The 23,687-nt window shown below is 74.0% G+C and carries 21 protein-coding genes, 2 tRNA genes and 1 other RNA gene; 13 read left to right on the top strand and 11 right to left on the bottom strand.

Annotated features, from left to right (window positions below; translation table 11 throughout):
• Positions 1-34 precede the first annotated feature (34 nt).
• Positions 35-120, bottom strand: a tRNA-Ser gene (locus DNK53_RS02050).
• 130 nt (positions 121-250) lie between these two features.
• Here DNK53_RS02050 and ffs point away from each other — a divergent pair.
• The 7 genes from ffs to DNK53_RS02015 all read left to right on the top strand — a co-directional run bounded on the left by ffs (position 251) and on the right by DNK53_RS02015 (position 6,850).
• Positions 251-340: signal recognition particle sRNA small type (gene ffs, locus DNK53_RS02045), an RNA gene on the top strand.
• Positions 341-429: 89 nt separating this feature from the next.
• Entirely contained in the window at positions 430-2,778 is a 2,349-nt protein-coding gene (locus DNK53_RS02040) for a DNA polymerase III subunit gamma and tau (RefSeq protein ID WP_110180631.1), read from the top strand.
• Between the two features lie 97 nt (positions 2,779-2,875).
• Positions 2,876-3,232 carry a YbaB/EbfC family nucleoid-associated protein gene (locus DNK53_RS02035; RefSeq protein WP_110180630.1) on the top strand — a complete coding sequence of 119 codons (357 nt, stop codon included), beginning with the start codon at positions 2,876-2,878 and terminating at the stop codon, positions 3,230-3,232.
• A 6-nt stretch (positions 3,233-3,238) separates the two neighbouring features.
• Positions 3,239-3,838 carry a recombination mediator RecR gene (gene recR / locus DNK53_RS02030; RefSeq protein ID WP_110180629.1) on the top strand — a complete coding sequence of 200 codons (600 nt, stop codon included), beginning with the start codon at positions 3,239-3,241 and terminating at the stop codon, positions 3,836-3,838.
• Positions 3,839-3,860: 22 nt separating this feature from the next.
• Positions 3,861-4,454 carry a DUF5063 domain-containing protein gene (locus tag DNK53_RS02025; RefSeq protein WP_239456322.1) on the top strand — a complete coding sequence of 198 codons (594 nt, stop codon included), beginning with the start codon at positions 3,861-3,863 and terminating at the stop codon, positions 4,452-4,454.
• Between the two features lie 90 nt (positions 4,455-4,544).
• Positions 4,545-5,816 (top strand): aspartate kinase, encoded by a 1,272-nt coding sequence (locus tag DNK53_RS02020; RefSeq protein WP_110180627.1) that lies wholly within the window; start codon positions 4,545-4,547, stop codon positions 5,814-5,816.
• Positions 5,813-6,850: an aspartate-semialdehyde dehydrogenase gene (locus DNK53_RS02015; RefSeq protein ID WP_110180626.1), complete on the top strand. Its 1,038-nt coding sequence runs from the start codon at positions 5,813-5,815 to the stop codon at positions 6,848-6,850. The genes DNK53_RS02020 and DNK53_RS02015 overlap by 4 nt, the downstream gene beginning before the upstream one ends.
• 149 nt (positions 6,851-6,999) lie before the next feature.
• Here DNK53_RS02015 and DNK53_RS02010 read toward each other — a convergent pair.
• A tRNA-Pro gene (locus DNK53_RS02010) sits at positions 7,000-7,076 on the bottom strand.
• 118 nt (positions 7,077-7,194) lie between these two features.
• The gene (locus tag DNK53_RS02005) at positions 7,195-8,118 is read right to left on the bottom strand and encodes a metallophosphoesterase (protein WP_110180625.1); all 924 of its coding nucleotides are present in this window, start codon (positions 8,116-8,118) and stop codon (positions 7,195-7,197) included.
• Between the two features lie 25 nt (positions 8,119-8,143).
• Here DNK53_RS02005 and DNK53_RS02000 point away from each other — a divergent pair, with 25 nt between their 5' ends.
• Positions 8,144-8,602, top strand: a complete 459-nt coding sequence (locus DNK53_RS02000; protein ID WP_110180624.1) for a GatB/YqeY domain-containing protein — start codon at positions 8,144-8,146, stop codon at positions 8,600-8,602.
• A gap of 27 nt (positions 8,603-8,629) precedes the next feature.
• Here DNK53_RS02000 and DNK53_RS01995 read toward each other — a convergent pair whose 3' ends face one another.
• Entirely contained in the window at positions 8,630-10,999 is a 2,370-nt protein-coding gene (locus tag DNK53_RS01995; RefSeq protein ID WP_162599712.1) for a transglycosylase domain-containing protein, read from the bottom strand.
• Positions 11,000-11,291: 292 nt separating this feature from the next.
• Here DNK53_RS01995 and DNK53_RS01990 point away from each other — a divergent pair, with 292 nt between their 5' ends.
• Positions 11,292-11,597: a WhiB family transcriptional regulator gene (locus tag DNK53_RS01990; protein WP_110180623.1), complete on the top strand. Its 306-nt coding sequence runs from the start codon at positions 11,292-11,294 to the stop codon at positions 11,595-11,597.
• Between the two features lie 28 nt (positions 11,598-11,625).
• Here DNK53_RS01990 and bagB read toward each other — a convergent pair whose 3' ends face one another.
• Complete coding sequence (bagB, locus tag DNK53_RS01985) at positions 11,626-12,807, bottom strand: ArsA family ATPase (RefSeq protein ID WP_110180622.1); 1,182 nt, start codon at positions 12,805-12,807, stop codon at positions 11,626-11,628.
• Positions 12,804-13,844: an ATPase BagA gene (bagA, locus tag DNK53_RS01980; protein WP_204163709.1), complete on the bottom strand. Its 1,041-nt coding sequence runs from the start codon at positions 13,842-13,844 to the stop codon at positions 12,804-12,806. The genes bagB and bagA overlap by 4 nt, the downstream gene beginning before the upstream one ends.
• A gap of 255 nt (positions 13,845-14,099) precedes the next feature.
• Between bagA and DNK53_RS01975 the strand changes: the two genes are divergently transcribed.
• Complete coding sequence (locus tag DNK53_RS01975) at positions 14,100-15,116, top strand: ECF transporter S component family protein (protein WP_110180621.1); 1,017 nt, start codon at positions 14,100-14,102, stop codon at positions 15,114-15,116.
• On the opposite strand, the gene DNK53_RS01970 is transcribed toward DNK53_RS01975, so the two are convergent.
• Complete coding sequence (locus tag DNK53_RS01970) at positions 15,094-15,873, bottom strand: IclR family transcriptional regulator (protein ID WP_204163708.1); 780 nt, start codon at positions 15,871-15,873, stop codon at positions 15,094-15,096. The two genes, DNK53_RS01975 and DNK53_RS01970, sit on opposite strands and share 23 nt — an antisense overlap.
• A gap of 124 nt (positions 15,874-15,997) precedes the next feature.
• On the opposite strand from DNK53_RS01970, the gene DNK53_RS01965 reads away from it, so the two are divergent.
• Genes DNK53_RS01965 through DNK53_RS01955 form a run of 3 tightly spaced genes read left to right on the top strand, consistent with a single transcriptional unit; the run spans position 15,998 to position 18,438 of the window.
• On the top strand, positions 15,998-16,780 hold the full coding sequence (locus DNK53_RS01965; RefSeq protein WP_110180620.1) for a CoA transferase subunit A: 783 nt from the start codon (positions 15,998-16,000) through the stop codon (positions 16,778-16,780).
• 1 nt (position 16,781) lies between these two features.
• Positions 16,782-17,411, top strand: a complete 630-nt coding sequence (locus DNK53_RS01960; RefSeq protein ID WP_110180619.1) for a CoA transferase subunit B — start codon at positions 16,782-16,784, stop codon at positions 17,409-17,411.
• A 10-nt stretch (positions 17,412-17,421) separates the two neighbouring features.
• Positions 17,422-18,438 (top strand): hypothetical protein, encoded by a 1,017-nt coding sequence (locus DNK53_RS01955; protein ID WP_110180618.1) that lies wholly within the window; start codon positions 17,422-17,424, stop codon positions 18,436-18,438.
• A gap of 19 nt (positions 18,439-18,457) precedes the next feature.
• Here DNK53_RS01955 and DNK53_RS01950 read toward each other — a convergent pair whose 3' ends face one another.
• From DNK53_RS01950 to DNK53_RS01935, 4 genes are all read right to left on the bottom strand, one after another.
• Entirely contained in the window at positions 18,458-19,816 is a 1,359-nt protein-coding gene (locus DNK53_RS01950) for an MFS transporter (protein ID WP_110180617.1), read from the bottom strand.
• Between the two features lie 31 nt (positions 19,817-19,847).
• The gene (ybaK, locus tag DNK53_RS01945) at positions 19,848-20,342 is read right to left on the bottom strand and encodes a Cys-tRNA(Pro) deacylase (protein ID WP_110180616.1); all 495 of its coding nucleotides are present in this window, start codon (positions 20,340-20,342) and stop codon (positions 19,848-19,850) included.
• A gap of 77 nt (positions 20,343-20,419) precedes the next feature.
• Positions 20,420-22,846, bottom strand: coding sequence for an FtsX-like permease family protein (locus tag DNK53_RS01940; protein WP_110180615.1), 2,427 nt, complete (start codon positions 22,844-22,846; stop codon positions 20,420-20,422).
• Positions 22,843-23,607, bottom strand: coding sequence for an ABC transporter ATP-binding protein (locus tag DNK53_RS01935; protein ID WP_110180614.1), 765 nt, complete (start codon positions 23,605-23,607; stop codon positions 22,843-22,845). The genes DNK53_RS01940 and DNK53_RS01935 overlap by 4 nt, the downstream gene beginning before the upstream one ends.
• Positions 23,608-23,687 lie beyond the last annotated feature (80 nt).

Here is a 23,687-nt window from a genome sequence, read left to right as displayed (position 1 = left end):
CGGCCTGCTGGGGTCCCTTGCGCGGGACCGGCGGCGGAGGATAGGGGATTCGAACCCCTGAGGGCTGTTAACCCAACCCGCTTTCCAAGCGAGCGCCATAGGCCACTAGGCGAATCCTCCGCGGAGGAGATTACCCGTACCGGACCTGAGCCGGGAAATCGCCTCCTCCCGCGACGCCCGGACGGCCGGGCGGGGTGCCGTCGGCGGCCCCTTTTGTCGGCGTACCGACCCACGCCCTAGACTGTGCGGCAACCCCCCGCGTGGTGGCACCTCGTCGAATCCCCCAGGGCCGGAAGGCAGCAAGGGCAGATGGGCTCTGTCAGGTGCGCGGGGGGCCTTCTCGTCCCCGGCGCCCGCGTCCGCACGAGGGGGTACGCCGGCCGGCCGACCGCGGTGGTCCCTGTCGGCGGGGGTCGTTAGGGTTCACACGTGGACTCACCCCTCGCGCTCTACCGCCGCTACCGGCCGGAGACGTTCGCCCAGGTCATCGGCCAGGACCACGTCACCGACCCGCTGCGCAACGCGCTGGCGGCCGACCGGGTGAACCACGCCTACCTCTTCTCCGGCCCGCGCGGGTGCGGCAAGACGACGTCGGCGCGGATCCTCGCGCGGACGCTGAACTGTGCGGCCGCCCCGGTGGCCGAGCCGTGCGGCTCCTGCGACAGCTGCCGCGACCTCGCGACCGGCGGCAGCGGCTCGATCGACGTCATCGAGATCGACGCGGCCTCCCACGGCGGCGTCGACGACGCCCGCGACCTGCGGGAGAAGGCGTTCTTCGCCCCGGTCCGGGACCGCTACAAGATCTACATCATCGACGAGGCCCACATGGTCTCCAACCAGGGCTTCAACGCCCTGCTCAAGCTCGTCGAGGAGCCCCCGCCCCACCTGCGCTTCATCTTCGCCACGACCGAGCCGGAGAAGGTCATCCCGACCATCCGGTCGCGGACCCACCACTACCCCTTCCGGCTGATTCCGCCGCGGATGCTCTCCGACTACGTCGCCGAGCTGTGCCAGCGCGAGGGCGTGGCCATCGAGCCGGCCGCGGTGCCGCTGGTGGTCCGGGCGGGGGCCGGCTCCGCCCGGGACACGCTCTCGGTGCTCGACCAGCTGATCGGCGGCTCCGGCCCCGAGGGGGTGACCCACCAGCTGGCGGTCAACCTGCTGGGCTTCACGCCCGACACGCTGCTCGACGAGGTGGTCGACGCGTTCGCCGCGGCCGACGGGGCGGCCGTCTTCGGCGTGGTCGACAAGGTGATCGAGTCGGGGCAGGACCCGCGACGGTTCGCCGAGGACCTGCTCCGCCGGCTGCGGGACCTCGTGATCGTGGCCGCCGTGCCCGATGCGCCGGTCACGGGCCTCATCGACGTCTCCCAGGACCAGGGCGAGCGCCTGGTCGCGCAGGCGGCCCGCTTCGGCGGGGCCGACCTCTCCCGCGCCGCCGACCTCGTGGCCGCGGGGCTGATGGACATGAAGGGCGCGATCTCGCCCCGGCTGCTGCTCGAGCTGATCTGCGCGAGGGTGCTCCTGCCGGGGGCCGACCACGGCACCGACGGCGTGCAGGCGCGGCTCGACCGGCTCGAGAAGCGGTTCGCCATCGTCGGCCCGGGGACGCCCGCGGCCGCGCTCTCGGCGCAGCCGGTCCTGCCGCCCGAGCGGACCACCCCGGCCGCACCCGACCGGCAAGCGCAGCCCGAGCGACCCGCGCAGCCGGAGCGGCCCGCGCAGTCGGAGCGGCCCGCGCAGCCGGAGCGGCCCGCGCAGTCCGAGTGGCCGGCGACCCCCGCGGCCGGGCCCGGCGGGCAGGCTCCGCTGCCGCGGTCGTCGCAGGCGTCGTCGCCGGCGCCGGCCGAGCCGACCGGCTGGGAGCAGCCGCCCGCCCAGGCGCCCGCGGCCCAGGCGCCGGCAGCCCAGAGCCCGGCAGCCCAGAGCCCCGCGGCCCAGGTCCCCACAGCCGAGGCGCCGGCCCAGCCCGCCCCGACCGACTCGGGCGCGCACACGGCTCCGCCCGGCGCCCCCGCGGGCGGCCTGTCCCTGGTGGACGTGCGCCGGCTGTGGCCCGACGTCGTGGAGGCGGTCAAGAGCCGCCGTCGCCTCGCCTGGATCCTGCTCACCCAGAACGCGCAGGTCAGTGGCATCGACGACCGGACCCTCACGCTGGGCTTCAACAATCCCGGGGCACGGGACTCCTTCGTCGCCGGCGGCAACGACGAGATCCTTCGCCAGGCCGCCATCGAGGCCGTCGGCGTGGAGTGGCGGATCGACTGCGTCGTCGACCCCGGTGCCGTCCCCTCCGGGTCGCCGGGAGCCTCCCACGTCGTCCGCGAGCCCTCGACGGGCGGCGCCCCCGAGGTCGACCGTGCGTCTGCTGCCCCGGACCCGTCGGCCGACCCGTGGGGGCCGTCCGGCGGGGCCGACGCCCCGCCCCGGCCGGAGGCCGCGACCGCTCCGGGAGGGTCCCCGCAGTCCCCGGGCGCCCCGGACCAGGACGCCCGGGGCTCGGCGGCCTCCTCGAGCGGCCAGCCCGGTCAGCCCGGTCAGGCAGACCCGTCCGCGCAGGCGGCTCCCTCGGCCGACCCGCAAGGGCTCGCCGCCGCGCGGGGGGCGATCCAGCAGACTCGGACGGGTGGACCGGTCCGACCCGACGTCGACCAGCGCGCGCTCGCCGACGCGGCCGCCCACCCCGACGACCCCGACGCCGACTCCCAGGGGCTCGACAGCGCCGAGCTGCTCCGCCGCACGCTGGGCGCCGAGGTGATCGAGGAGATCGAGCACCGGTGAGCCAGTCGAGCAAGCCCCACCAGTCCATCAAGCCCCACCAGTCCATCCAGTCAAGCCAGTCAAGCCAGTCCGGCCAGCCAGGAACGAGGACCCGCAGATGACCCAGAACCCCTTCGACGCGCTCGGTGGAGCCGGCGGCTTCGACATGAACGCCCTGCTCGCCCAGGCCCAGCAGATGCAGGAGCAGCTCGCCTCTGCCCAGGAGAAGCTGCAGGAGGTCCGGGTCGACGGCACGGTCGCCGGCGGGGCCGTGACGGTCACCCTCAACGGCGCCGGCGAGCTGGTCGGCGTGGCGGTCAAGGCCGGCGAGTTCGACGGCAACGAGCCCGACGAGCTCGAGGACCTCGGCGACATGATCGTCGCCGCCTACCGCGACGCCAAGGCGAAGGCGGACGCCATCGCCGGCCAGGCGCTGGGCCCCCTCGCCGGCGGCGGCCTTCCCGGACTGGGCTGACCCGACTTGTACGAAGGCGTCGTCCAGGACCTCATCGACGAGCTCGGCCGGCTGCCGGGCGTCGGTCCCAAGAGCGCGCAGCGCATCGCGTTCCACCTGCTCCAGGCGGACCCCGCCGACGTGCGCCGGCTCGCCGACGTCCTGATCGAGGTGAAGGCCCGGGTGAAGTTCTGCTCGGTCTGCTTCAACGTCTCCGAGGACGAGCAGTGCCGGATCTGCCGGGACCCCCGGCGCGACCCGACGGTGCTGTGCTGCGTCGAGGAGTACAAGGACGTCGTGGCGATCGAGCGGACCCGGGAGTTCCGTGGCCGCTACCACGTCCTCGGCGGCGCGATCTCGCCCATCGACGGCATCGGCCCCGACCAGCTGCGGATCCGCGAGCTCATGGTCCGGCTGGCCGACGGCACGGTCACCGAGGTCATCCTCGCCACCGACCCCAACCTCGAGGGGGAGGCGACGGCGACCTACCTGACCCGGATGCTCAAGCCCATGGGGCTGCGGGTCACCCGCCTCGCCAGCGGCCTGCCGGTGGGCGGCGACCTGGAGTACGCCGACGAGGTCACGCTGGGCCGGGCTTTCGCCGGACGGCGGTCGGCCGATGACTGACCGGGTGCCCGAGGGGCGAGCCGTGGGCGTCCGTCCCCTCGAAGCCGACCTCGAGGAGTTGGCCGGCCAGATCGCCGACCAGGTCGAGTCGTTCCTCCTGGTGCTCCGGGCCGTGGCCTCCGAGGACGAGGGTGGGCGGGCGGTGCCCCTGCTGCTGCTCGAGGTGGCCCAGATCTCGCTGGCCGGCGCGCGGCTGGGCGCCCAGGTCGACTTCCGGCCCGGGTCCGAGTACCAGCCCGACGTCGGCCCCGATCCCGACCTCGACCGGCTGCGCCTGCGGCTGGCCCGGACCCTCGACGCGGTCGACACCTACAGCTACGTCGACGACCCCTACCGTCCCGAGGTGGTCGAGAGCCAGCTGTCCGACGACCTCGCCAGCATCGCCACCGACCTGGCCAACGGGCTGCGCCACCACCGCGCGGGCGACGTGGCCGAGGCCCTGTGGTGGTGGCAGTTCTCCTACGTCTCCTCGTGGGGCAACCTGGCGGGCGCGGCGCTCAACGCGCTGTGGTCCGTGGTCCACCACGACCGGCTCGACGCGGAGTTCACCGGCGAGGAGGAGCGGGTGGCCGCGGCGAATGAGATGTTGGGTCTCGACGCCGAGGGCGGAAGTTAGACTCGGTAGCTGGTCGGCGCAGCCGACCAGCAGTGCGGCCGCACGGGCGGCACTGGGACCAGTGAGTCGATCGAGCAAGGGGTTGTCAGCGTGGGCATTGTCGTGCAGAAGTACGGCGGCTCCTCGCTCGCCGACGCCGACGCGATCAAGCGCGTCGCCCGTCGGATCGTGGAGACCAAGAAGGCCGGCAACGACGTCGTGGTCGCCGTCTCCGCGATGGGTGACAGCACCGACGAGCTGCTCGACCTCGCCAACGAGGTCTCGCCGCTGCCGCCGGCCCGCGAGATGGACATGCTGCTCACCGCCGGCGAGCGGATCTCGATGGCGCTGGTCGCGATGGCGATCTCCGACCTCGGCCACACCGCGCGCTCCTTCACCGGGTCCCAGGCGGGCGTGATCACCGATGCCGTGCACGGCAAGGCCAAGATCATCGACGTCACGCCGGGCCGGATCACCGAGGCGCTCGGCGAGGGCCACATCGTCATCGTGGCGGGTTTCCAGGGCGTCAGCGCCGACACCAAGGAGATCACCACCCTGGGCCGCGGCGGCACCGACACGACCGCCGTCGCCCTGGCTGCCGCGCTCCGGGCCGACGTCTGCGAGATCTACACCGACGTCGACGGGGTCTTCACCGCCGACCCGCGGATCGTGCCGGCCGCCCGCAAGCTCGACAAGGTCGCCTACGAGGAGATGCTGGAGCTGGCCGCCGCCGGCGCCAAGATCCTCCACCTGCGCTGCGTCGAGTACGGCCGTCGCTACGGCATCCCGATCCACGTCCGTTCGTCGTTCAGCCAACTGCAAGGCACCTGGGTCGTGGACGACCCCAGTGAGGGAGGCACCATGGAACAGCCCATCATCGCGGGGGTCGCGCACGACCGCTCCGAGGCCAAGATCACCGTGGTCGGCGTCCCCGACAAGGTGGGCGAGGCCGCCCGCATCTTCGAGGCGCTGGCCGAGGCCCAGACCAACCTCGACATGATCGTGCAGAACGTCTCCGCCGTGGCGACCGGGCTGACCGACATCTCCTTCACCCTGCCGCGCACCGACGGGCAGACGGCGATGGCGGCGCTCGCGCGGATCCAGGCCGAGGTGGGCTACGAGAAGCTGCTCTACGACGACCACATCGGCAAGATCTCCCTGATCGGCGCGGGCATGCGTTCGCACCCGGGGATCACCTCGAAGTTCTTCGGCTCGCTCGCGGGCGCCGGTGTCAACATCGACATGATCTCCACCTCCGAGATCCGGATCTCCGTCGTGGTCTCCGAGGACGACGTGGACGAGGCCGTGCGGGCCACCCACACGGCCTTCGACCTGGACGCCGACGAGGTCGAGGCGGTCGTCTACGGGGGGTCCGGGCGATGACCAGCATCGGGATCGTGGGCGCCACCGGCCAGGTCGGCGTCGCCATGCGCCAGATCCTCGAGGAGCGGGACTTCCCGCTCACCTCGATCCGGTTCTTCGCCTCCGCGCGCTCCGCGGGCAAGGTGCTGCCGTTCCGCGGCGAGGACGTCGTCGTCGAGGACGCGGCCACCGCCGACCCGAGCGGGCTCGACATCGCCCTCTTCTCGGCCGGTGCGACGACCTCCCGGGCGCAGGCGCAGCGGTTCGTCGACGCCGGCGTCATCGTCATCGACAACTCCTCGGCGTTCCGCAAGGACCCCGACATCCCGCTGGTCGTCTCCGAGGTCAACCCCGAGGCGATGGACTCCGTGATCGCCGCCGGGCGCGGCATCGTGGCCAACCCCAACTGCACCACGATGGCCGCGATGCCGGTCCTCAAGGTGCTCCACGACGCCGCCGGGCTCCGGCGGCTGGTCGTCTCGACCTACCAGGCCGTCTCGGGCTCCGGCGTGGCCGGCGTCGAGGCGCTGGCCGGCGGGGTCGAGCGCGCCGGCGACGCCCGCGGGCTGGCCTACGACGGCGCCGCCGTCGAGGCGGGCGACCCCGCGCCGTACGTCGAGCCGATCGCCTACAACGTGCTCCCGCTGGCCGGTTCGGTCGTCGACGACGGGCTCAACGAGACCGACGAGGAGCAGAAGCTTCGCAACGAGTCGCGCAAGATCCTCGGCCTGCCCGACCTCAAGGTCTCCGGCATCTGCGTGCGGGTGCCGGTCTTCACCGGGCACTCGCTCGCGATCAACGCCGAGTTCGCCGAGGAGATGACCCCGGAGTCGGCGCGCAAGCTGCTCGCGGACGCCCCGGGCGTCGTCCTCGAGGAGATCCCCACGCCGCGCAAGGCGGCCGGCCAGGACCCGTCCTACGTCGGCCGGATCCGGCAGGACGAGGGCGTCGACGGCCACCGTGGCCTGGCGCTCTTCGTCAGCAACGACAACCTGCGCAAGGGGGCGGCCCTCAACACCGTCCAGCTCGCCGAGATCGTCGCCGCCGCCCGCTGACCCGAGCGGCCCCGGGCCCGTCGTACGCCGTCACCACGCGGCGTCGGCGGGCCCGCGTCGTTCCGGGCCGCCGTGGGCGGGCGAGCCCGGGAAGCAGAGAGCTCCCGGACCCACCTGGGATCCGGGAGCTCGTCGTGCCGGGATTCAACTGGTCGGGCTGACAGGATTTGAACCTGCGGCCTCCTCGTCCCGAACGAGGCGCGCTACCAAGCTGCGCCACAGCCCGATCGTGGGCGTCGACGTGCGGGGCACGGCGCTGCTCACGAGCAACGCGAGCATAGCGGAGCGGGTGTGGCGTCCCGAAATCGGGTCCGCCCGTGGGCGGGGAGGACGGGCACCGGGCCTCAGGCGCGCGGCACCAGGGTGAGCAGCGTGGCCTCCGGGCGGCAGGCGACCCGGAACCGTACGTAGGGGTTGGTGCCCAGCCCCGCCGAGACGTGCAGCCAGGCCGAGCCGGGCTCGCCGTCGCTGGAACCCGCCGGGTGCCGGTGCAGGCCCCGGGCCCGGGCCGGCTCGAGGTCGCAGTTGGTGGTGAGCGCCCGGCCTCCGGGCAGGCAGACCTGCCCGCCGTGGGTGTGGCCGGCGATGATCGCGTCGTAGCCGTCGGCGGCGAACTGGTCGAGCACCCGCAGGTAGGGGGCGTGGCAGACCGCCAGCCGCAGGTCGGCGTCGGGGTCGGCCGGCCCGGCGACGCGGGCGAGGTCGTCGTACCCCAGGTGCGGGTCGTCGACGCCGGTGAAGGCGATCCGGGTGTCGCCCACCTGGAGGCTCCCGAAGCCGTTGGTGAGGTCGAGCCAACCGGCGGCGTCGAAGGCCGCCTTCATCTCCGGCCAGGGCAGCTGGGGCACCCGGGTGTGCCGCTGCCCGTCGTCGGGGAGCAGGTAGCGCAGCGGGTTGCGCATGCTGGGGGAGAAGTAGTCGTTGGAGCCCAGGACGTAGGCCCCGGGGACGTCCAGCAGCCCTCCGAGCGCCTCCAGCAGCACCGGCACCGCGTGCAGGTGCGCGAGGTTGTCCCCGGTGTCGACGACGAGGTCGGGCTCGAGGGCGGCCAGCGACGCGAGCCACTCGCGCTTGGCGCGCTGGTCGGGGGCGAGGTGGATGTCGGAGAGGTGCAGCACGCGCAGCGGCCGGTGGCCCGGCGGCAGCAGCGGGACCTCGGCGCGCCGCAGCGTGTACTGCCGGGCCTCCCACGCGGCGTACGACGCGAGGCCGGCGCCGGCGACGAGCCCGAGGGCCGCGGTGCGGGAGAGGAGCTCGCTGGGGGTCACCGCTCAAGGCTGCCACACTGGACCCATGAGCAGCCTGAAGGACCGACTCCGTTCCGACCTCACCACCGCCATGAAGGCGCGCGACGAGCTGCGCGCCAGCACCCTGCGGATGGTGCTGACCGCCATCACCAACGCGGAGGTCGCGGGCAAGGCACACCGGGAGCTCACCGACGAGGACGTGATCGGCGTGCTGGGCAGCGAGGCGAAGAAGCGGCGCGAGGCGGCCGTGGCGTTCGCCGACGGCGGCCGCGAGGAGCAGGCCGCCAAGGAGCGGGCCGAGGCCGAGGTGCTCGCCGACTACCTGCCCGAGCAGCTCACCGACGAGGAGGTGGCCGCGCTGGTCGCCGAGGCGATCGCCGAGACCGGGGCGGCCGCCGACGGGATGAAGGCGATGGGTCGTGTCATGGGCGTGCTGCAGCCGCGCGTCAAGGGCCGGGCCGACGGCGGCGTGGTCGCCGCCGAGGTGCGCCGTCAGCTCGGCTGACGGCGCCCGCCGGGCGGCGTCCGGGCGTCAGCCCCGGCCGCGCCCCTTCCGACCCTTGCCCTTGCCCTTGCGGCGCGGGGGCTCGGGGACGTAGCCCGTCGACGGGTTCATCACGACCGTGTCGCCGCCGCTGAGCTGGGCCCCGGGGGCCGGCGAGGTCGCCGCGACCGTGCCGGCGGGCAGCTCGGAGTTGACGTAGTCGCCCTGGACCGGGTTGAACCCGGCGGCACGCAGGTTGGCCTCGGCGTCGGCCATGGACTGGCCGACCACGTCGGGGACCGGGGTGAGCACGCCGACGATCTGGGTGGAGTCGGGACGCTGGAAGTCCTCGTCGGCCAGCTCCGGGGCGACCGTGCGCATCGCGTCGCCCCAGATCGGGCCGGCGTCGCTGGAGCCGGACGCCGACCCGATGTAGCTGCCGCCGACGACCTGGCCGTTGAGGGTGACCCAGTGGCCCACGTCGTTGGCGCCGGCGATCATTGCCGCGGCCGCCATGTTGGGGGTGTAGCCCACGAACCAGACCGCCATGTTGCTGTTGATCGTGCCGGTCTTGCCCGCCGCCGGCTGGCCGGGGGTGAGTGCGGCGCCGAAGCCGCCGGGCTCGACCACCCCGCGCAGCACGTCGTTGACGGCGTCGGCCACGGCCCCGGGCAGGACCTGCTCGCACTGCTGCGGGTACTCCTTGAGCAGGTTGCCCTGCGCGTCCTCGATGGCGGTGACCGGGCGGGCGTCGCAGTGCAGTCCGCGGCCGGCGAAGGTGGCGTAGGCCTCGGCCATCTCCAGGGGGCTGGTGCTGGGGATGCCCAGCACGAAGGAGGCCACCCGCTCGGCGCCGAAGCCGTTCGCGTCGCCCTCGGGGTTGGTGAGTCTGACGCCCATCTTCTTGGCGAGGTTGAAGGGCTCGCAGATGCCGGTCTCGCGGATCAGCTGCACGTAGTAGGTGTTCACCGACTCCCGGGTGCCGGTGTACATGTTCTTGGCGCCCGAGGTGGTCGAGTTGCCGACGGTCCACTCGCCGTAGTCGTAGGGAGCGCCGTCGCAGTCGATGAAGTCCTCGCGCCGGAAGGTCATCGACTCGGGCGAGTTGAAGGTCTGGGTCATCGAGATCTCGCCCTGCTTGAGCGCCGCGGCGAGCACGAAGGGCTTGAACGTCGAGCCGGCCTGGAAGCCGCGGGAGTCGCCGTACTCCTCGGGGACCACGTAGTTGAGGTAGGTCTGGCCCGCCTTCTTGTTGCTGCCCATCGGTCGCGACTGCGCCAGCGCCTTCACGTTGCCGGTGCGCGGCTCGATCATCGCCAGCCCGCCGATCGCGTCGTCGGTGGGGTAGACGTGGCTGCGGACCGAGTCGTCGGCGGCCTTCTGGAAGTCGAGGTCGAGGGTGGTCCGGATCGTCAGGCCGCCCGACCAGAGCAGCCGCTCGCGGTCCTTCTTGGTCTTGCCGAGCGAACGGTCCTCGAGCAGGTACTTGATGACGTAGTCGCAGTAGAACGGCGCGGGCGAGTTCACGCAGCCGTTGGACTGCTTCTTGACCTTGAGGCCCAGCTTCTGGCCCTTGAGCTTCTCCGCCTTCTCGTCGTCGATGACGTTGAGCTCGGCCATCCGGTCCAGGACCACGTTGCGCCGCGCCAGGGCGCGCTCGGGGTAGTTGGTCGGGTCGTAGCCGGTGGGGTTCTTCACCAGCCCGGCGAGCGTCGCGGCCTGCTTGAGGTTGAGCTGCTTCGCGTTCTTGTTGAAGAAGTGCTTGGCGGCGGACTGGATCCCGTAGGCGCCGTCGCCGAAGTAGGCGATGTTGAGGTACCGCTCGAGGATCCACTCCTTGGAGTAGTTCTGCTCGAAGGCGATGGCGTAGCGCAGCTCCTTGAACTTGCGGGCGTAGGTCTCGTCGGTGGCCGCCTCGGCCTCCTCCTCGTCCTCCGCCTGGTCGACGAGCGTCAGCTTGACCATCTGCTGGGTGATCGAGGAGCCGCCCTGGACCACGCCGCTGCTGGCCTGGTTGGTGATCAGCGCCCGGAGCGTGCCCTTGAGGTCGAGGGCGCCGTGCTCGAAGTAGCGGTAGTCCTCGATCGCGACGATCGCCTCGACCATCTTGCGCGAGATCTGGTCCAGCCCGACGGTGATCCGGTTCTCGTCGAAGAGGGAGGCGATCAGGTTGCCGTCGGCGTCGTAGACCGAGGTGCGCTGGGCCAGCGGCTTGGCCTCGAGCTCGGCGGGCAGCTCGTCGATCCCCTTGGAGACGTCCTCGCTGGCGGCACCCAGCACGGCGGCGAAGGGCAGGGCCAGGCCGGCGGCGAGCACGCCGATCACGGTGGCGACGGCGGCCATCACACCGAGGTGGGTGAGGACGCGGCCGCCGCGCTGGCTGTCGTCCTCGACGGACCCCGGTGCAGGCTTCGACATGGGAACCAATGTACGGGAGCGGTCCGACACCCTCGTACTCGTCGCACGGGGCGGTCGGTGGGGTGGTCGGGGACCCCCGCCACGGGCGCTCGAGGACGGCGCGTCGGCGCGTGGACCACGACGGCACGGCAGCTGGTCCCCGGGTGGACTAGTCCCAGATGACTACTCAAAGTGGGCCATAGGTGTCTGGGCAGCACAGGGTGCTGGTCCATACCTTTGCTTCTGGGTCACACCAGCGTGAGTGGACTTCATGGGGATGTCCACCCGCATATTGAGGATCTTGGGAGTGAACATGTGGGTCGAGGACTGGACGTCGAAGGCGGCTTGTCGGGATTCAGCCCCCGACCAGCTGTTCGTGCGCGGCGCCGAGCAGAACAAGGCCAAGCAGCTCTGCAACGGCTGCCCCGTCCGCACCGAGTGCCTGGCGGAGGCCCTCGACAACCAGATCGAGTGGGGCGTCTGGGGCGGCATGACCGAGCGTGAGCGCCGCGCCCTGCTGCGCCGCCGCCCGGGTGCCAGCTGGCGCAACGTCCTCGAGAGCGCCCGCGAGGCGCACACGAAGACCGCCTCCCCGCTCACCGCCTCCGTCGACGCCTGACGCCCGCAGCCGCGCAGGGGGAGGGGCGTCAGCAGCCCTCACCCTCGCCGGCGAGCAGGTCGCCGATCCGGCGCAGGCCCTCCAGGTCGTGCACGTCGGTCGGCAGGGCACGGACCACCACCGCCGGCACGGCGGGGTGGGCGGCCGCGAAGCGCGCCACCAGGTGGCGCTCCCGCGCCGCCATCGCCAGCCGGTCGGCGTGGAGCCGGAGCAGCCCCGCGGTCACGCTGCGGCGTCCCGAGCGCCGCAGCCGGTCCGCGGCGGCCGTCGCCTCCTCGGTCGAGAGCGTGGTGCTCGTCGGCGGGCTCGCCCGGTTGACCACGAGGCCGGCCAGCGGCATCTCGTCCTCCTCGAGGCGCTCCACGAAGTAGGCGGCCTCGCGCAGCGCGTCCTCCTCGGGCGCGGCGACGACGAGGAACGCCGTACGGTCGTCCTGGAGCAGCGCGAAGGTCTTCTCCGCCCGCGCCCGGAAGCCGCCGAAGAGCGTGTCGAAGGCCGCGACGAAGACCTGCATGTCGCGCAGCACCTGCGCGCCCAGGATCTTGGTGAGCGCTCCGGTCACCACGCCGAGCCCCGCCGACATCAGGCGGGCCGGGCCGCGCGCCGGGGCCGTGAGCAGCCGGATGAACCGGCCGTCGAGGAAGCTGGAGAGGCGCTCGGGCGCGTCGAGGAAGTCCAGCGCCGACCGCGAGGGCGGGGTGTCGACGACGACGAGGTCGTAGGAGCCGTCGGCCTCGGCCTGCCGGTGGATCTGGCCGAGCTTCTCCATCGCCATGTACTCCTGGGTGCCCGCGAACGAGCTGGAGAGGGCGACGTAGAAGGGGTTCTCGAGTATCTGCCGCGCCTTCTCGGGGGTGGCCTGGCTGGTCACCACCTCGTCGAAGGTGCGCTTCATGTCGAGCATCATCGCGTCGAGCGACCCCTCGCCGGCCACCTCGGGCACCGGGCGCGGGGTGTTGTCGAGCTTCTCGACCCCCATCGCCTGGGCCAGCCGGCGGGCCGGGTCGATGGTGAGTACGACGACCTTCCGGCCGCGCTCGGCGGCCCGCAGCGCCAGGGCCGCTGACGTCGTGGTCTTGCCGACGCCGCCCGAGCCGCAGCAGACCAGGATCCCGATCGAGGGGTCGTCCAGCAGGGCGTCGACGTCCAGGGCGGGGGAGTCGGTGGGCAGGGCGGCCAGCGGGCCCACCCGGGTGCGACGTTCGCTCATCGGCCCAGCCCCTGCTCCTTGAGGCAGGCGGCCAGCTCGTAGAGGCCGCCCAGGTCCACGCCCGCCGCGAGCAGCGGTAGCTCGTACGTCGGCCGCCCGAGGTCGGCGACCAGCGCGCGCTGGGCCTCCTCGAGGTCGCGGCGCTCCGCGTGCTCGCGGCCCTCCTCGACCAGCTCCTCCACGAGGGCGTCGAGGTCCTCGCGGTCGCCGGTCCCGCCGGTCTCGCCCAGCACCCCGGCGCGGACCAGGTCGTCGGCGATCTCCTCGGTGTCGAGGGCGCCGCGGGCCGCGGCGTCCAGGGCCTCGTCGTCGAGGTCGCGCGACCGCACCAGGTTGACCACCACCGCGCCCACCGGGAGGTCGGCGGCCTCGAGCTCGGCGATCCCGTCGGCCGTCTCCTGGACCGGCATCTCCTCGAGCAGGGTGACGAGGTGGACGACGGTGCGCGACGAGCGGAAGAGGGTCATCACCGTGTCGGCCTGGTTCTTCACCGGGCCCACCCGGGCGAGCCCCGCGAGCTCGCCGTTGACGTTGAGGAACTGGGTGATCCGACCCGTCGGCGGGGCGTCGAGGACCACGGCGTCGTAGGTGGTCGCGCCCTTGCTGCGCGAGTTGCGCTGGACCGCCTCGTAGACCTTGCCGGTGAGCAGCACGTCGCGGACGCCGGGAGCGATCGTGGTCGCGAACTCGATCACGCCGAAACGGTCGAGCGCCTTCCCGGCGCGGCCGAGCTTGTAGTACATCGAGAGGTACTCCAGGAGCGCCGACTCGGGGTCGACGTGCAGCGCGTGGACGGTGCCGGCGCCGCCCCCGGCGTCGGGGAGGCCGCGGGCGACCCGGGTCTCGGCGTAGGGCAGCGGGTCGACGTCGAACATCCGGGCGATCCCCTGGCGTCCCTCGACCTCGCAGAGCAGCACGCGCCGGCCCGAGGAGGCCAGCGCCAGCGCCAGGGCGGCGGCCACCGTCGACTTGCCGGTGCCGCCCTTGCCGGTGACGACGTGCAGGTCGACCCCGGACCAGTCCTTCGATGGGCTCACGTCAGCAGGATAGGCGGGCGTGGGTTGTCCGGGGTTGTCCGGGAACGCGCGGGAGGCCCCCCGGACACCCGTGGAACGGCCCCGGACGGCCGTCCGCCGTGCCTACGATCCGCCGAGACGGACGGCCGCCGGTCCCGGCAGTCCGCGGGGGGACTGCCGGGGCCGCGCCGTGCGCATCCGGACGTTCCGTCGCGCGTCCCGGCGGTGCCGACCTACCCTGCCTCCAGACACCCTGACCGGATCTCGGAGGACGCCGTGGACGTGGAACGCGCCGTGCCGCGCTCCCTCGACGACCTCGCCACCGCGTTGCAGGACCTGCGCGCCGAGGCCGGCGAGCCGTCGTACGCCGAGATCGCCCGGCGGGTGGTGGTCGCACGCCGGGCCCGGGGGATGGGCGAGGGCGAGGCGCGCCTGGCCCGCACGACGGTCTACGACGTCTTCCGCACGGGGCGGCGCCGCGTCGACTCCCGGCTGGTGCTCGAGATCGTCCGGGCGCTGGGCGTCGAGGACGAGGGTGCGCGCTGGTGGGCCGAGGCCTGCCGCTCCGCGCGCCGGGGCACGCCCGGACCGGCCGCTCCCGAGACAGCGGCCGAGCCCGCCGAGACCCCCGCGGAGCCGCTCGCGTCGGAGCCGGCGACGTCGCCCGCGCTCGTCCCGCCGGCCGTGGTCCCGCCGGCCGTGGTCCCGCCGGGGCTGGCCGCCCCGGGGACGTCGCGCTGGACCCGGCGGGCCCGGCTGCCCGTGCTGCTCGCCTGCCTTGCCGCCAACCTCCTGGGGCGGGTGCTCGTCGACGGGCTGGGCCTGTCGATCTACCTCGACATGGTCGGGACGGCCGCGGCCGCCATCGCGCTGGGTCCGTGGTGGGGGGCCGGCGTCGGGCTGGCGACCAACCTGGTCGGCTCCGTCGGCAGCGGGTTCGCGGAGTCGGCGCCCTTCGCGCTGGTCAACGTCGCGGGCGCGCTGGTGTGGGGCTACGGCGTGTGGCGCTGGCGGATGGGCCGGACCCTGCCCCGGTTCCTCGTCCTGAACCTCGCGGTCGCGGTGGTCTGCACGGCGATCGCCGTGCCGCTGCTGCTCGCCCACGGCGGCTCCGTGGGGCACGCCGCGGACGGCATCGCCGGCAACGTCCGGGTCGCGACCGGCAGCGCGGTGCTGGGCGTGCTGGCCGCCAACCTGGTCACGTCGTGGGCCGACAAGATGATCAGCGGCTTCCTCGCGCTGGTGGCCGTGGCCTCCCTGCCCCGCCGGGTCAGCGACCAAGCGCCCGGCTGAGGGCGTGGGCCTCGGCGAGGAGCAGCGCGCCGAGCTCGCGGCGGCGCGCGGCGCCGAACCGCTGCTCGATCCCTGTGAGGCTCAGCGCCCACGCGGGCCGGTCACGCTCGTCGAAGACCGCCGCCCCCATCCCCCAGCTGCCCTCGACGAGCAGGCCCGGGTTGGTGGCCCAGCCGTCGGCGCGGGTCGCCGCGACGCGCTCCCGCACCCGGTCGGCGGCGTGCGCGGCGCCGTACGCCGGCACCAGGTCGGCGCGACGCAGGTGGGCGTCGACCTCGGGGTCGGGCAGGTGGGCCAGGATCGCCAGGCCGGCCGAGGCGACGCCGAGGGGGAAGCGGATCCCCTCGTGCAGGACGTGCGAGCGGATCGGGAAGCTGCCGTCCTCGCGGAGCAGGCAGACCGTCTCGTCGCCGCGGCGCACGGAGAAGAAGGCGCTCTCGCCCGTCGCCACGCTGAGCCGGCGGACGACGGGCTGGGCGAGCGTGGTGACGTCGTACCGGGCGGCCGCCGCCGTGCCCAGCAGGTAGAGCTCGGGGCCGAGCACCCAGCGGCCGGTGGCGGGGTCGCGCTCGGTCAGGCCCTGCTCGGCCAGGGAGACGAGGAGGCGGTGCGCCGTGGGGCGGGCCAGGCCGGCGGCGCGCGCCAGCCCCGTGGTGGCGACGCCGTGCGGCTCGCCCGCCGAGACGGCCCTCAGCAGGGCGGCGGCGCGGCCGACCACGTCGGCGGGGGCGGTCCTGTCCGCGTTCCGGGCGTCCACTGGATGAACGCTACCGGTCCTGTGGGTCCGGTCAGCGAGAGATCGGCGTCAGCAGGGTGGTCGGGCGTTGACGGTGTCGGCGGTCGCCCGTTGAATCGGGGCACCCGGACGCGAGGAGGAGTCGATGGACAAGGTGGTGGCGTCCGCCGCGGACGCCGTGGCGGACATCCCGAGCGGGGCGACCCTCTCGGTGGGCGGCTTCGGCCTCTGCGGGATCCCCGCGGTGCTGATCGAGGCGCTGCTCGAGGCCGGGACGACCGACCTCGAGGCGGTCTCCAACAACTGCGGCGTCGACGACTGGGGCCTGGGCCGGCTGCTGGCCGAGAAGCGGCTGCGCCGGATGGTCTCCTCCTACGTCGGGGAGAACAAGGAGTTCGCCCGGCAGTACCTCTCCGGCGAGCTCGAGGTCGAGCTGACCCCGCAGGGGACGCTCGCGGAGCGGATGCGCGCCGGCGGCTCCGGGATCCCCGCCTTCTTCACGGCCACGGGCGGCGGCACGCAGGTCGCCGAGGGCGGCCTGCCGTGGCGGTACGACGACGCCGGCAACGTCGTGGTCGCCTCGCCGCCGAAGGAGACCCGGGAGTTCACGGTCCACGGCGAGACCCGGGAGTACGTGCTGGAGGAGGCGATCGTCGCCGACTTCGGGCTGGTCCGCGCCTGGAAGGGCGACCGGCACGGCAACCTCGTCTACCGCGACTCCGCCCGCAACTTCAACCCGCTCGCCGCAATGTGCGGCCGGGTCACGATCGCGGAGGTGGAGCACCTGGTCGAGCCGGGCGAGATCGACCCGAACGACGTGCACACCCCCGGCGTCTACGTGCAACGGGTGGTCGCCCTGACGCCCGAGCAGGCGGCCGACAAGCGGATCGAGCGACGGACGGTGCGTCCGCGCGGAGAGGGGGCCTGAGATGGGCTGGACCCGGGAGCAGATGGCCGCGCGCGCGGCCTCGGAGCTGACCGACGGCTCCTACGTCAACCTCGGCATCGGGCTGCCGACGCTGGTGCCCAACTACGTCGCCGACGACGTCGAGCTGGTGCTGCAGTCGGAGAACGGGATCCTCGGTGTCGGCGCCTACCCGCTGGAGGGCGAGGAGGACCCCGACCTGATCAACGCCGGCAAGGAGACGGTCACGCTGCGCCGCGGGGCGTCGTTCTTCGACTCGGCCACGTCGTTCGGGATGATCCGCGGCGGCAAGATCGACGCCGCGATCCTCGGCGCGATGCAGGTCTCGGCCCGCGGCGACATCGCCAACTGGATGATCCCCGGCAAGATGGTCAAGGGGATGGGCGGGGCGATGGACCTCGTCCACGGCGCCAAGCGCGTCATCGTGCTCATGGAGCACGTGGCCCGCGACGGCTCCCACAAGATCGTCGAGGAGTGCTCGCTGCCCTACACCGGCCGGGGCGTCGTGCAGCGGATCATCACCGACCTCTGCGTCCTGGACGTCACGCCCGAGGGGCTCCGGCTCGTGGAGCTGGCGCCGGGGGTGTCCGAGGCCGAGGTGCGGGACAAGACGGAGCCGCCGATCCACGCGTAGCGTCCCGGGCATGAGCCGCTGCCGCCGTGCCCCCGCCCGCCTGGTCGCCCCTCTCGTCGCCGCCTTGGCCGCCCCGGTCCTGCTCGGGCTGCTCGCCGCACCCGCGACCGCCGCCCCGCCCGCCCCGCCCGCCCCGACCGGTGCCGACCCGGCAGAGCCCACGGTGGAGCTCCCGCTGGTCGCGACCCTGCCGGTCGGCGAGTCCCTCGTCGGGCCGCACCTGGAGGACCGCCGCACCCTGGTCGACGGCGACGTGCGCGTCCCCGTGCCCGCCGACGTCCGGATCCTCGGGCGCGTCGGCCGCACGTACGTCGTGCAGCACTACCGCCGCGGCGGCGCGTCCGACGTGCTGCGGGTCGCCCGCGACGGCACCCGCCGGACGGTGGCCGAGGGGGTCGACGAGGTGCAGATGGCACCCGACGGCAGGACGGTGGTCACCAGCAGGCTGGTGCGGTTCCGCACCGAGGTGAGGCTGCTCGACGCGCGCACCGGCAGGGTGGTGAAGCGGCGCACGATCGACGACGGCGTCTGGGCCATCGACATGGACGAGCGCCGCGTCCTCCTCGGGGGGATCGGCGGGGCGAGCGGCGGCACCCACCTGTGGAACTACCGATCCGACCGCGACAAGCGGATCAGCGCCCAGAGCGCCGACGCCGCCGAGCTCGACGCCGGGGTGTACGCGCGCCGCACCGACGACCAGGACCAGTACAGCGGCGGCTGCAGCGTGGTCGCGAAGGTCGGCTCCGGCAAGGAGCTGTGGCGCACCTGCGAGTCGGTGAGCTCGTTCTCCTCCGACGGCCGGTCGGTGCTGACGGGCGGCAACTACGGGAGGGTGGCGCGGGTCCGCACCGTGCGGGGGGAACCGGTGGTCCGCCTCAGGACGCACCGGGACGAGACGATCGAGCACGCCGAGTGGTCCGCCGACGGCCGGGTGGTCCTGCACGTGCTGGACGAGGTCGAGGACACCGTCCTGGTGGCCTGCACGATGACGGAGTGCGCCCGGCTGCCGGAGGGCCAGTCCCCCTGAGCCCGGGCGGCTCAGGCGCTCAGCGGCGGACGGCGTCGGGGACGGCCGTGCGGCTCGCGCCGAGCAGCGCCCCCGCGGCGCAGAGGACCGCGACCAGGTAGACGGCGACGAACGGGTCGAGCGCAGACCCCTCGGCCTGCGTGAAGACGACGCCCGTGACCGACAGCGCCAAGGCCGCGCCGAGCGAGTCGGCGGCGGCCAGCGCGGAGGTGTTGGCGCCGCGGTCCCGGTCGGTGGAGTGCTGCAGGGTGGCGACGCCGAGCCGCGGGAAGCCGAAGCCCATCCCCGCGCCCGCCAGCACGTAGGCGGCCATCGCGAGCGGCGCCGGCGCCTCGGTCGCGACCACGACCGTCACGAGGCTGATCCCGCCCAGCACCCCCGAGGTCCCGATCACCAGCGCGCGGGTGTGCGAGACATGCGGCATCCGGGCCTGCAGCTGGGAGGCGGCCGCCCAGAAGAGGCCGACGCCGGTCAGCGCCAGGCCGGCGGTGGCCGCGGCGACGCCCCACTTCTCCTTGAGCACGTAGACGATGTAGGCCTCGGCGCAGGAGAAGCCCGCGCTGATCAGCCCGCGGGTGGCGATCACGGCGGGCAGCCCGCGGGCCAGACGGAGCGTCCCGGCCGGCAGCAGCCGCGAGAGGGCGACGAGGACGACGACCAGGCACGCCGCAGCGAGCCACGGCCAGGCGTCCAGCAGCTTGAGTCCGAGCGCCGCGGCCGCGGCCACGAAGGCCCACGCCAGCCGGCCGGACGGTGCCTCGTCGGCGTGCTCGTTGCCCGCCGGGGCGGACCGCAGCGTGGGCGTCATCGCCGCCAGGGCGACGGCGATCAGCGCCACGACGCCGAGGAAGACCCACCTCCAGCCGAAGAAGTCGGCGACCAGCGCCGCGAGGTAGGGACCGAAGAGCGAGGGCAGGACCCAGGCCGCGGCGAAGCTCGCGAAGATCGCCGGCTGCAGGCGGGAGGGGTAGACCAGCCCGACCACCACGTAGAGCACCACGGTCGCCGCGCCCCCGCCGAGTCCCTGCAGCACGCGTCCGGCGACGAGCACCTCCATCCCGGGGGCGAGCCCGCAGGTGATGAGCCCCGCCGAGAGGGCGCTGAGCGCCGCGACCAGCGGCAGGGCCGGTCCGCCCCGGTCGGCCCACATGCCGGCCAGCACCATCCCGACGACGCCGCTGGCCAGCGGGGCCGCGAAGGCGAGGGCGTAGAGCGACTGGCCGTCGAGCACCTGGGCGACCTCGGGCATCACGGTGGTGACCGCGAGCGACTCGAAGGCGACGATCGCGATGACCGAGAAGGCGGCGAGCGTGGTGGCGAGGTAGGGGGGCGAGAGGATGCCGCCGGTCTCGGGCTGCTCGAGGTTCGTGCTCGTCACCGGAGCAGCCTAGGTCGTGGCCTCCCGGCGGTCAGCGGCCGATCGGGGCGTAGGAGGCATCGAGCAGGGCGACCAGGTCGTGCGGGGCGAGCTCGAGGTCGAGGCCGCGACGGCCCCCCGAGACGAGGACCGTGTCGAACAGCTGGGCCGTCTCGTCGACCACGGTGGGGAGCAGGGTCCGCTGGCCGAGCGGTGAGATGCCGCCCACGACGTACCCGGTGGTCCGCGCCGCCACCGCCGGGTCGGCCATCACGGCCCGCTTGGCCCCCAGTGCCGTGGCCATCGCCTTGAGGTCGAGCTTCCCCGAGACCGGCACCACGCCGACGGCCAGGGCTGGCCGGTCGCTCCCGGTGTCGACCAGCAGGGTCTTGAAGACGCGCTCGGGCTCGACGCCGAGCGCGGCGGCCGCCTCCTCGCCGTACGACGTCGCCCGGGGGTCGTGCTCGTAGGCGCGCAGCTCGAACGCCACCCCCGCCGCCGTCAGCACGTCGGTCGCCGGGGTGCCGCCGGTCGCCTTCCTCGCCATGGGCAGGAGGGTAGGGCCGATCGTGGAGGTTCCGACGCACCAGGTACGTCGGAACCTCCACGATCCGGGTGTGTCGTTCAGTCCAGGGCCAGGCCCGCGGCCGGGGCGACCCGGGCCGCCCGACGCGCGGGGACCACGCACGCCCCCAGCCCGGCCAGCGCCGCGACGGCGACGACCAGCAGGAGCTGGCCCACCGGCAGCGTCATCGAGAGCTCGTCGACGACCCCGGAGATCATCACCCGCGCCCCGACCCAAGCGAAGGCGACGCCGAGCAGCGTGCCGAGCACCGTGGCCACGAGGGAGAGCAGGAGCCCCTCCACGGCCATCGAGCGCTGCAGCTGCTGCCGGGTCAGCCCCATCGCGCGGAGCAGGGCGTTCTCCCGGCCCCGCTCCAGCACCGAGAGCCCCAGGGTGTTGGCGATGCCGAGCAGCGCGATCAGGACTGCGACGCCGAGCAGGCCGACCACCGCCCCGGTGAGGATGTCGACCTGGAGGTCGACCCAGCTGCGGTTCGAGAATCCCTCCTCCAGCTCGCCGCCGGCGGCCGCCGCGCGGGACTCCAGCGCGTCGGCGAGGTCGCCCGCGTCGGTGCCGTCGTCGGCCCTGGCCCAGACGGCGACGGTCGCCGATGCGGCCTCGAGGGCGTCCAGGGTCCCGGGCGGGACGAGCACGACGGCGCCCCAGCCGCTCTCGTGGACGACCTCGAGCTCGAGGCTCCGGTCGCCGACGACCACGGTGGCGGTCTGGTCGCGCGCGAGCTGGCGCTGCGCCTTGCCGGCCACCTCGTTGCCGACCTGCCAGGGCAGCAGCAGCTGTCCCTGCGCGGGGGCGAGGTCGCGGTCGCCCCGGACCACGGGCTGCCGGCCGTCGACCTCGGCGACCGGCACCTCGACCCCGGCCACGGTCGCCATCGTCCCGCGCAGCTCGACCACCTCGGTGACGCCCTCGACGGCCGCCACCTGCTCCGCGGTGCCGTCGGGCAGCGGGGCGTCGAGGGCGGAGACCGCCGCGTCGACGGGGTAGGAGAGGTCCATCTCGTCGGCGAGCGTCGTGCGGGAGGTGGCCAGCCCGGTGAGCACGGCAGTGGTCAGGGTGACGCCGACCAGCAGCGAGGCGGCGGTGGTGGCCGTACGGCGCGGGTTGCGCACCGCGTTGCCGGTCGCGAGCCGTCGGACGGGGCCGTCGCCGGCGAGCCGTCCGGCGAGGCGGATGGCGGCCGGCACCAGGAGCGGGCCGAGCAGCAGCACGCCGAGGAAGACGGCGACCCCGCCGGCCAGCATCAGGCCCAGCGACGAGGACGCCAGGCAGGCGGCGAGCAGCGCGGTCCCGCCGAGCAGCAGCAGGACGGCCGAGGCGACCCGGAGCCGTCCCGCGGCGTCGCGCACGTCGACGCCGGTGTCGGGCCGCAGGGCGGCGAGCGGCGCGACCCGGGTCACCGCTCGGGTCGGCAGCCAGGCGGCGCCGGTGGTGACGGCGGTCCCGACCAGGACCGACCCCACCAGCCACGTCGGGCCGAAGGAGACCGCGCCGATGTCGTCGAACCAGACCCCGACGAGCGCCACGACCGCGACGCCGCCGACCAGGCCGAGGGCGACGCCGGCCAGCGACGCGACGAGACCGAGGACCAGTGCCTCCAGCCGCACGGAGCGGCGCAGCTGCCGCCTGGTCACCCCGACGCAGCGGAGCAGCGCGAACTCGCGCATCCGCTGGGCGAAGAGGATCGAGAAGGTGTTGGCGATGACCATGACGGCCACGAAGAGCGCGATCGCGACGAAGAGCAGCGCCATGTAGGAGAGGTAGTCGACGCCGCGGGCGATCTCGGCCTGCACGGCCGCGACGTGCTCGTCGGTGGGCGTCACCGTCGCGTCCGGCGCCACCTCGAGCGCCCGCTCGTCGCTGCCGCCCCAGGCGACCGCCTGGACCCACAGCGACTCCTCGAGCCGGCGCAGGTCGTCCCAGGGCAGGTAGAGGGAGGCGTCGACGGAGGCGGGGCCGTCGACCAGCCCGACGACCGTCACCTCGGTGGCGGCGCCCGCGGAGCCGACGACGAGGACGTCCCCGACCCCGACGCGCTGCTCCTCCGCGTCGCCGGCGTCGGCCAGCGCCTCGCCGGCCCGCGTGGGCTGGCGGCCGTCGAGGAGCTCGAGGTACTGCATCGCCGGGTCGGTCGCGGCCTCGCGGACCCGGACGGAGGGGGAGAGCCGGACGCCGGCGGCGAAGACCGGCTCGGTGGCGTAGCCCTCGGCGGCGACGGCGGTGCCGTCCTCGCGGGCGGCCGCGACCAGGGCGTCGGCCTCCTCCTGGGTGTCGGGGGTGACGACGAGGCCGGCGTCGCCGTACGGCGCCGCGACGTCGGCGGTGAGTCCGTCGCGGGTGGCGCGGGAGAGGGCGTCGGTGACGACCACGAAGGCGACGCCGATGACGACCGCGACGGCGGCCGCGACGTAGCGGCGGGTGTGGCGCCTCAGGGAGGCGAGCAGGACGGTGCGCACCCCCGCGTTCACCGGCCCGGACCCCGGCGGCGCAGTGCGGCGACGAGCTGGTCCTGGTCGGGCTCGACGAGGTGCGCGGTGACCGCGCCGTCGTGGATGACGACGACGTCGTCGGCGTACGCCGCGGCGTCCAGCTCGTGGGTCACCATCACCACCGTCATCCCGAGCTCGCGGACCGAGCGCCTCAGGTGGCCCAGCACCTCGGCGCTCGCCTCGCTGTCGAGGTTGCCGGTGGGCTCGTCGGCGAAGACCAGGTCGGGCCGCGTCACGAGCGCGCGGGCGATCGCGACCCGCTGCTGCTGGCCGCCGGAGAGCTGGCTGGGCAGGTGGCCGAGCCGGTCGGCGAGGCCGAGGACCTCGACGACGTCGGCGTACCGGGCCCGGTCGACGGGGCGGCCGGAGAGCTCGAGGGGGAGCAGGATGTTCTGCCCGGCGGTGAGCATCGGCAGCAGGTTGAACGCCTGGAAGACGAAGCCGATGTGCTCGCGGCGGAAGAGGGTGAGCGCGGTGTCGTCCATCCCGGTGAGGTCGCGGCCCGCGACCGTGACCGCGCCGGCGGTGGCGGCGTCCAGGCCGGCCAGGCAGTGCATGAGGGTGGACTTTCCCGACCCCGAGGGGCCCATGATCGCGGTGAACCGGCCGGCGGGCAGGGTCAGGTCGACGCCGCGCAGGGCGTGGACGACGTGGTCGTCGTGGCCGTAGGTCTTCGCCAGGCCGCGGGCGGTGGCGGCGATCGCGACCTCGGAGGGTGCGTGGTGCTGGGTGGTGGTCATGGTGAGGAGCCTTCCGCGGACGGCGCCCGGATCCGTCAGCCCGTGGTCCGGACCCACCGTACGACCGCGGGTGGACGCCG

This window comes from Nocardioides solisilvae (genome assembly GCF_003194625.1).
Classification (GTDB): domain Bacteria; phylum Actinomycetota; class Actinomycetes; order Propionibacteriales; family Nocardioidaceae; genus Nocardioides; species Nocardioides solisilvae.
Note: the sequence above shows the minus strand (reverse complement) of the source record. Positions and strands in the feature narration are given on the sequence as shown.

Bases quoted from the DNA above. Each gene is read 5' to 3' on its own strand.
- DNK53_RS01935 (WP_110180614.1), bottom strand. From the start codon at position 23,607: ATGACCACCACCCAGCACCACGCACCCTCCGAGGTCGCGATCGCCGCC.
- DNK53_RS02035 (WP_110180630.1), top strand. From the start codon at position 2,876: ATGACCCAGAACCCCTTCGACGCGCTCGGTGGAGCCGGCGGCTTCGAC.
- DNK53_RS01960 (WP_110180619.1), top strand. From the start codon at position 16,782: ATGGGCTGGACCCGGGAGCAGATGGCCGCGCGCGCGGCCTCGGAGCTG.
- DNK53_RS01990 (WP_110180623.1), top strand. From the start codon at position 11,292: ATGTGGGTCGAGGACTGGACGTCGAAGGCGGCTTGTCGGGATTCAGCC.
- DNK53_RS01995 (WP_162599712.1), bottom strand. From the start codon at position 10,999: ATGTCGAAGCCTGCACCGGGGTCCGTCGAGGACGACAGCCAGCGCGGC.
- DNK53_RS02015 (WP_110180626.1), top strand. From the start codon at position 5,813: ATGACCAGCATCGGGATCGTGGGCGCCACCGGCCAGGTCGGCGTCGCC.
- DNK53_RS02000 (WP_110180624.1), top strand. From the start codon at position 8,144: ATGAGCAGCCTGAAGGACCGACTCCGTTCCGACCTCACCACCGCCATG.
- ybaK (WP_110180616.1), bottom strand. From the start codon at position 20,342: ATGGCGAGGAAGGCGACCGGCGGCACCCCGGCGACCGACGTGCTGACG.
- DNK53_RS01965 (WP_110180620.1), top strand. From the start codon at position 15,998: ATGGACAAGGTGGTGGCGTCCGCCGCGGACGCCGTGGCGGACATCCCG.
- DNK53_RS01955 (WP_110180618.1), top strand. From the start codon at position 17,422: ATGAGCCGCTGCCGCCGTGCCCCCGCCCGCCTGGTCGCCCCTCTCGTC.
- bagB (WP_110180622.1), bottom strand. From the start codon at position 12,807: ATGAGCGAACGTCGCACCCGGGTGGGCCCGCTGGCCGCCCTGCCCACC.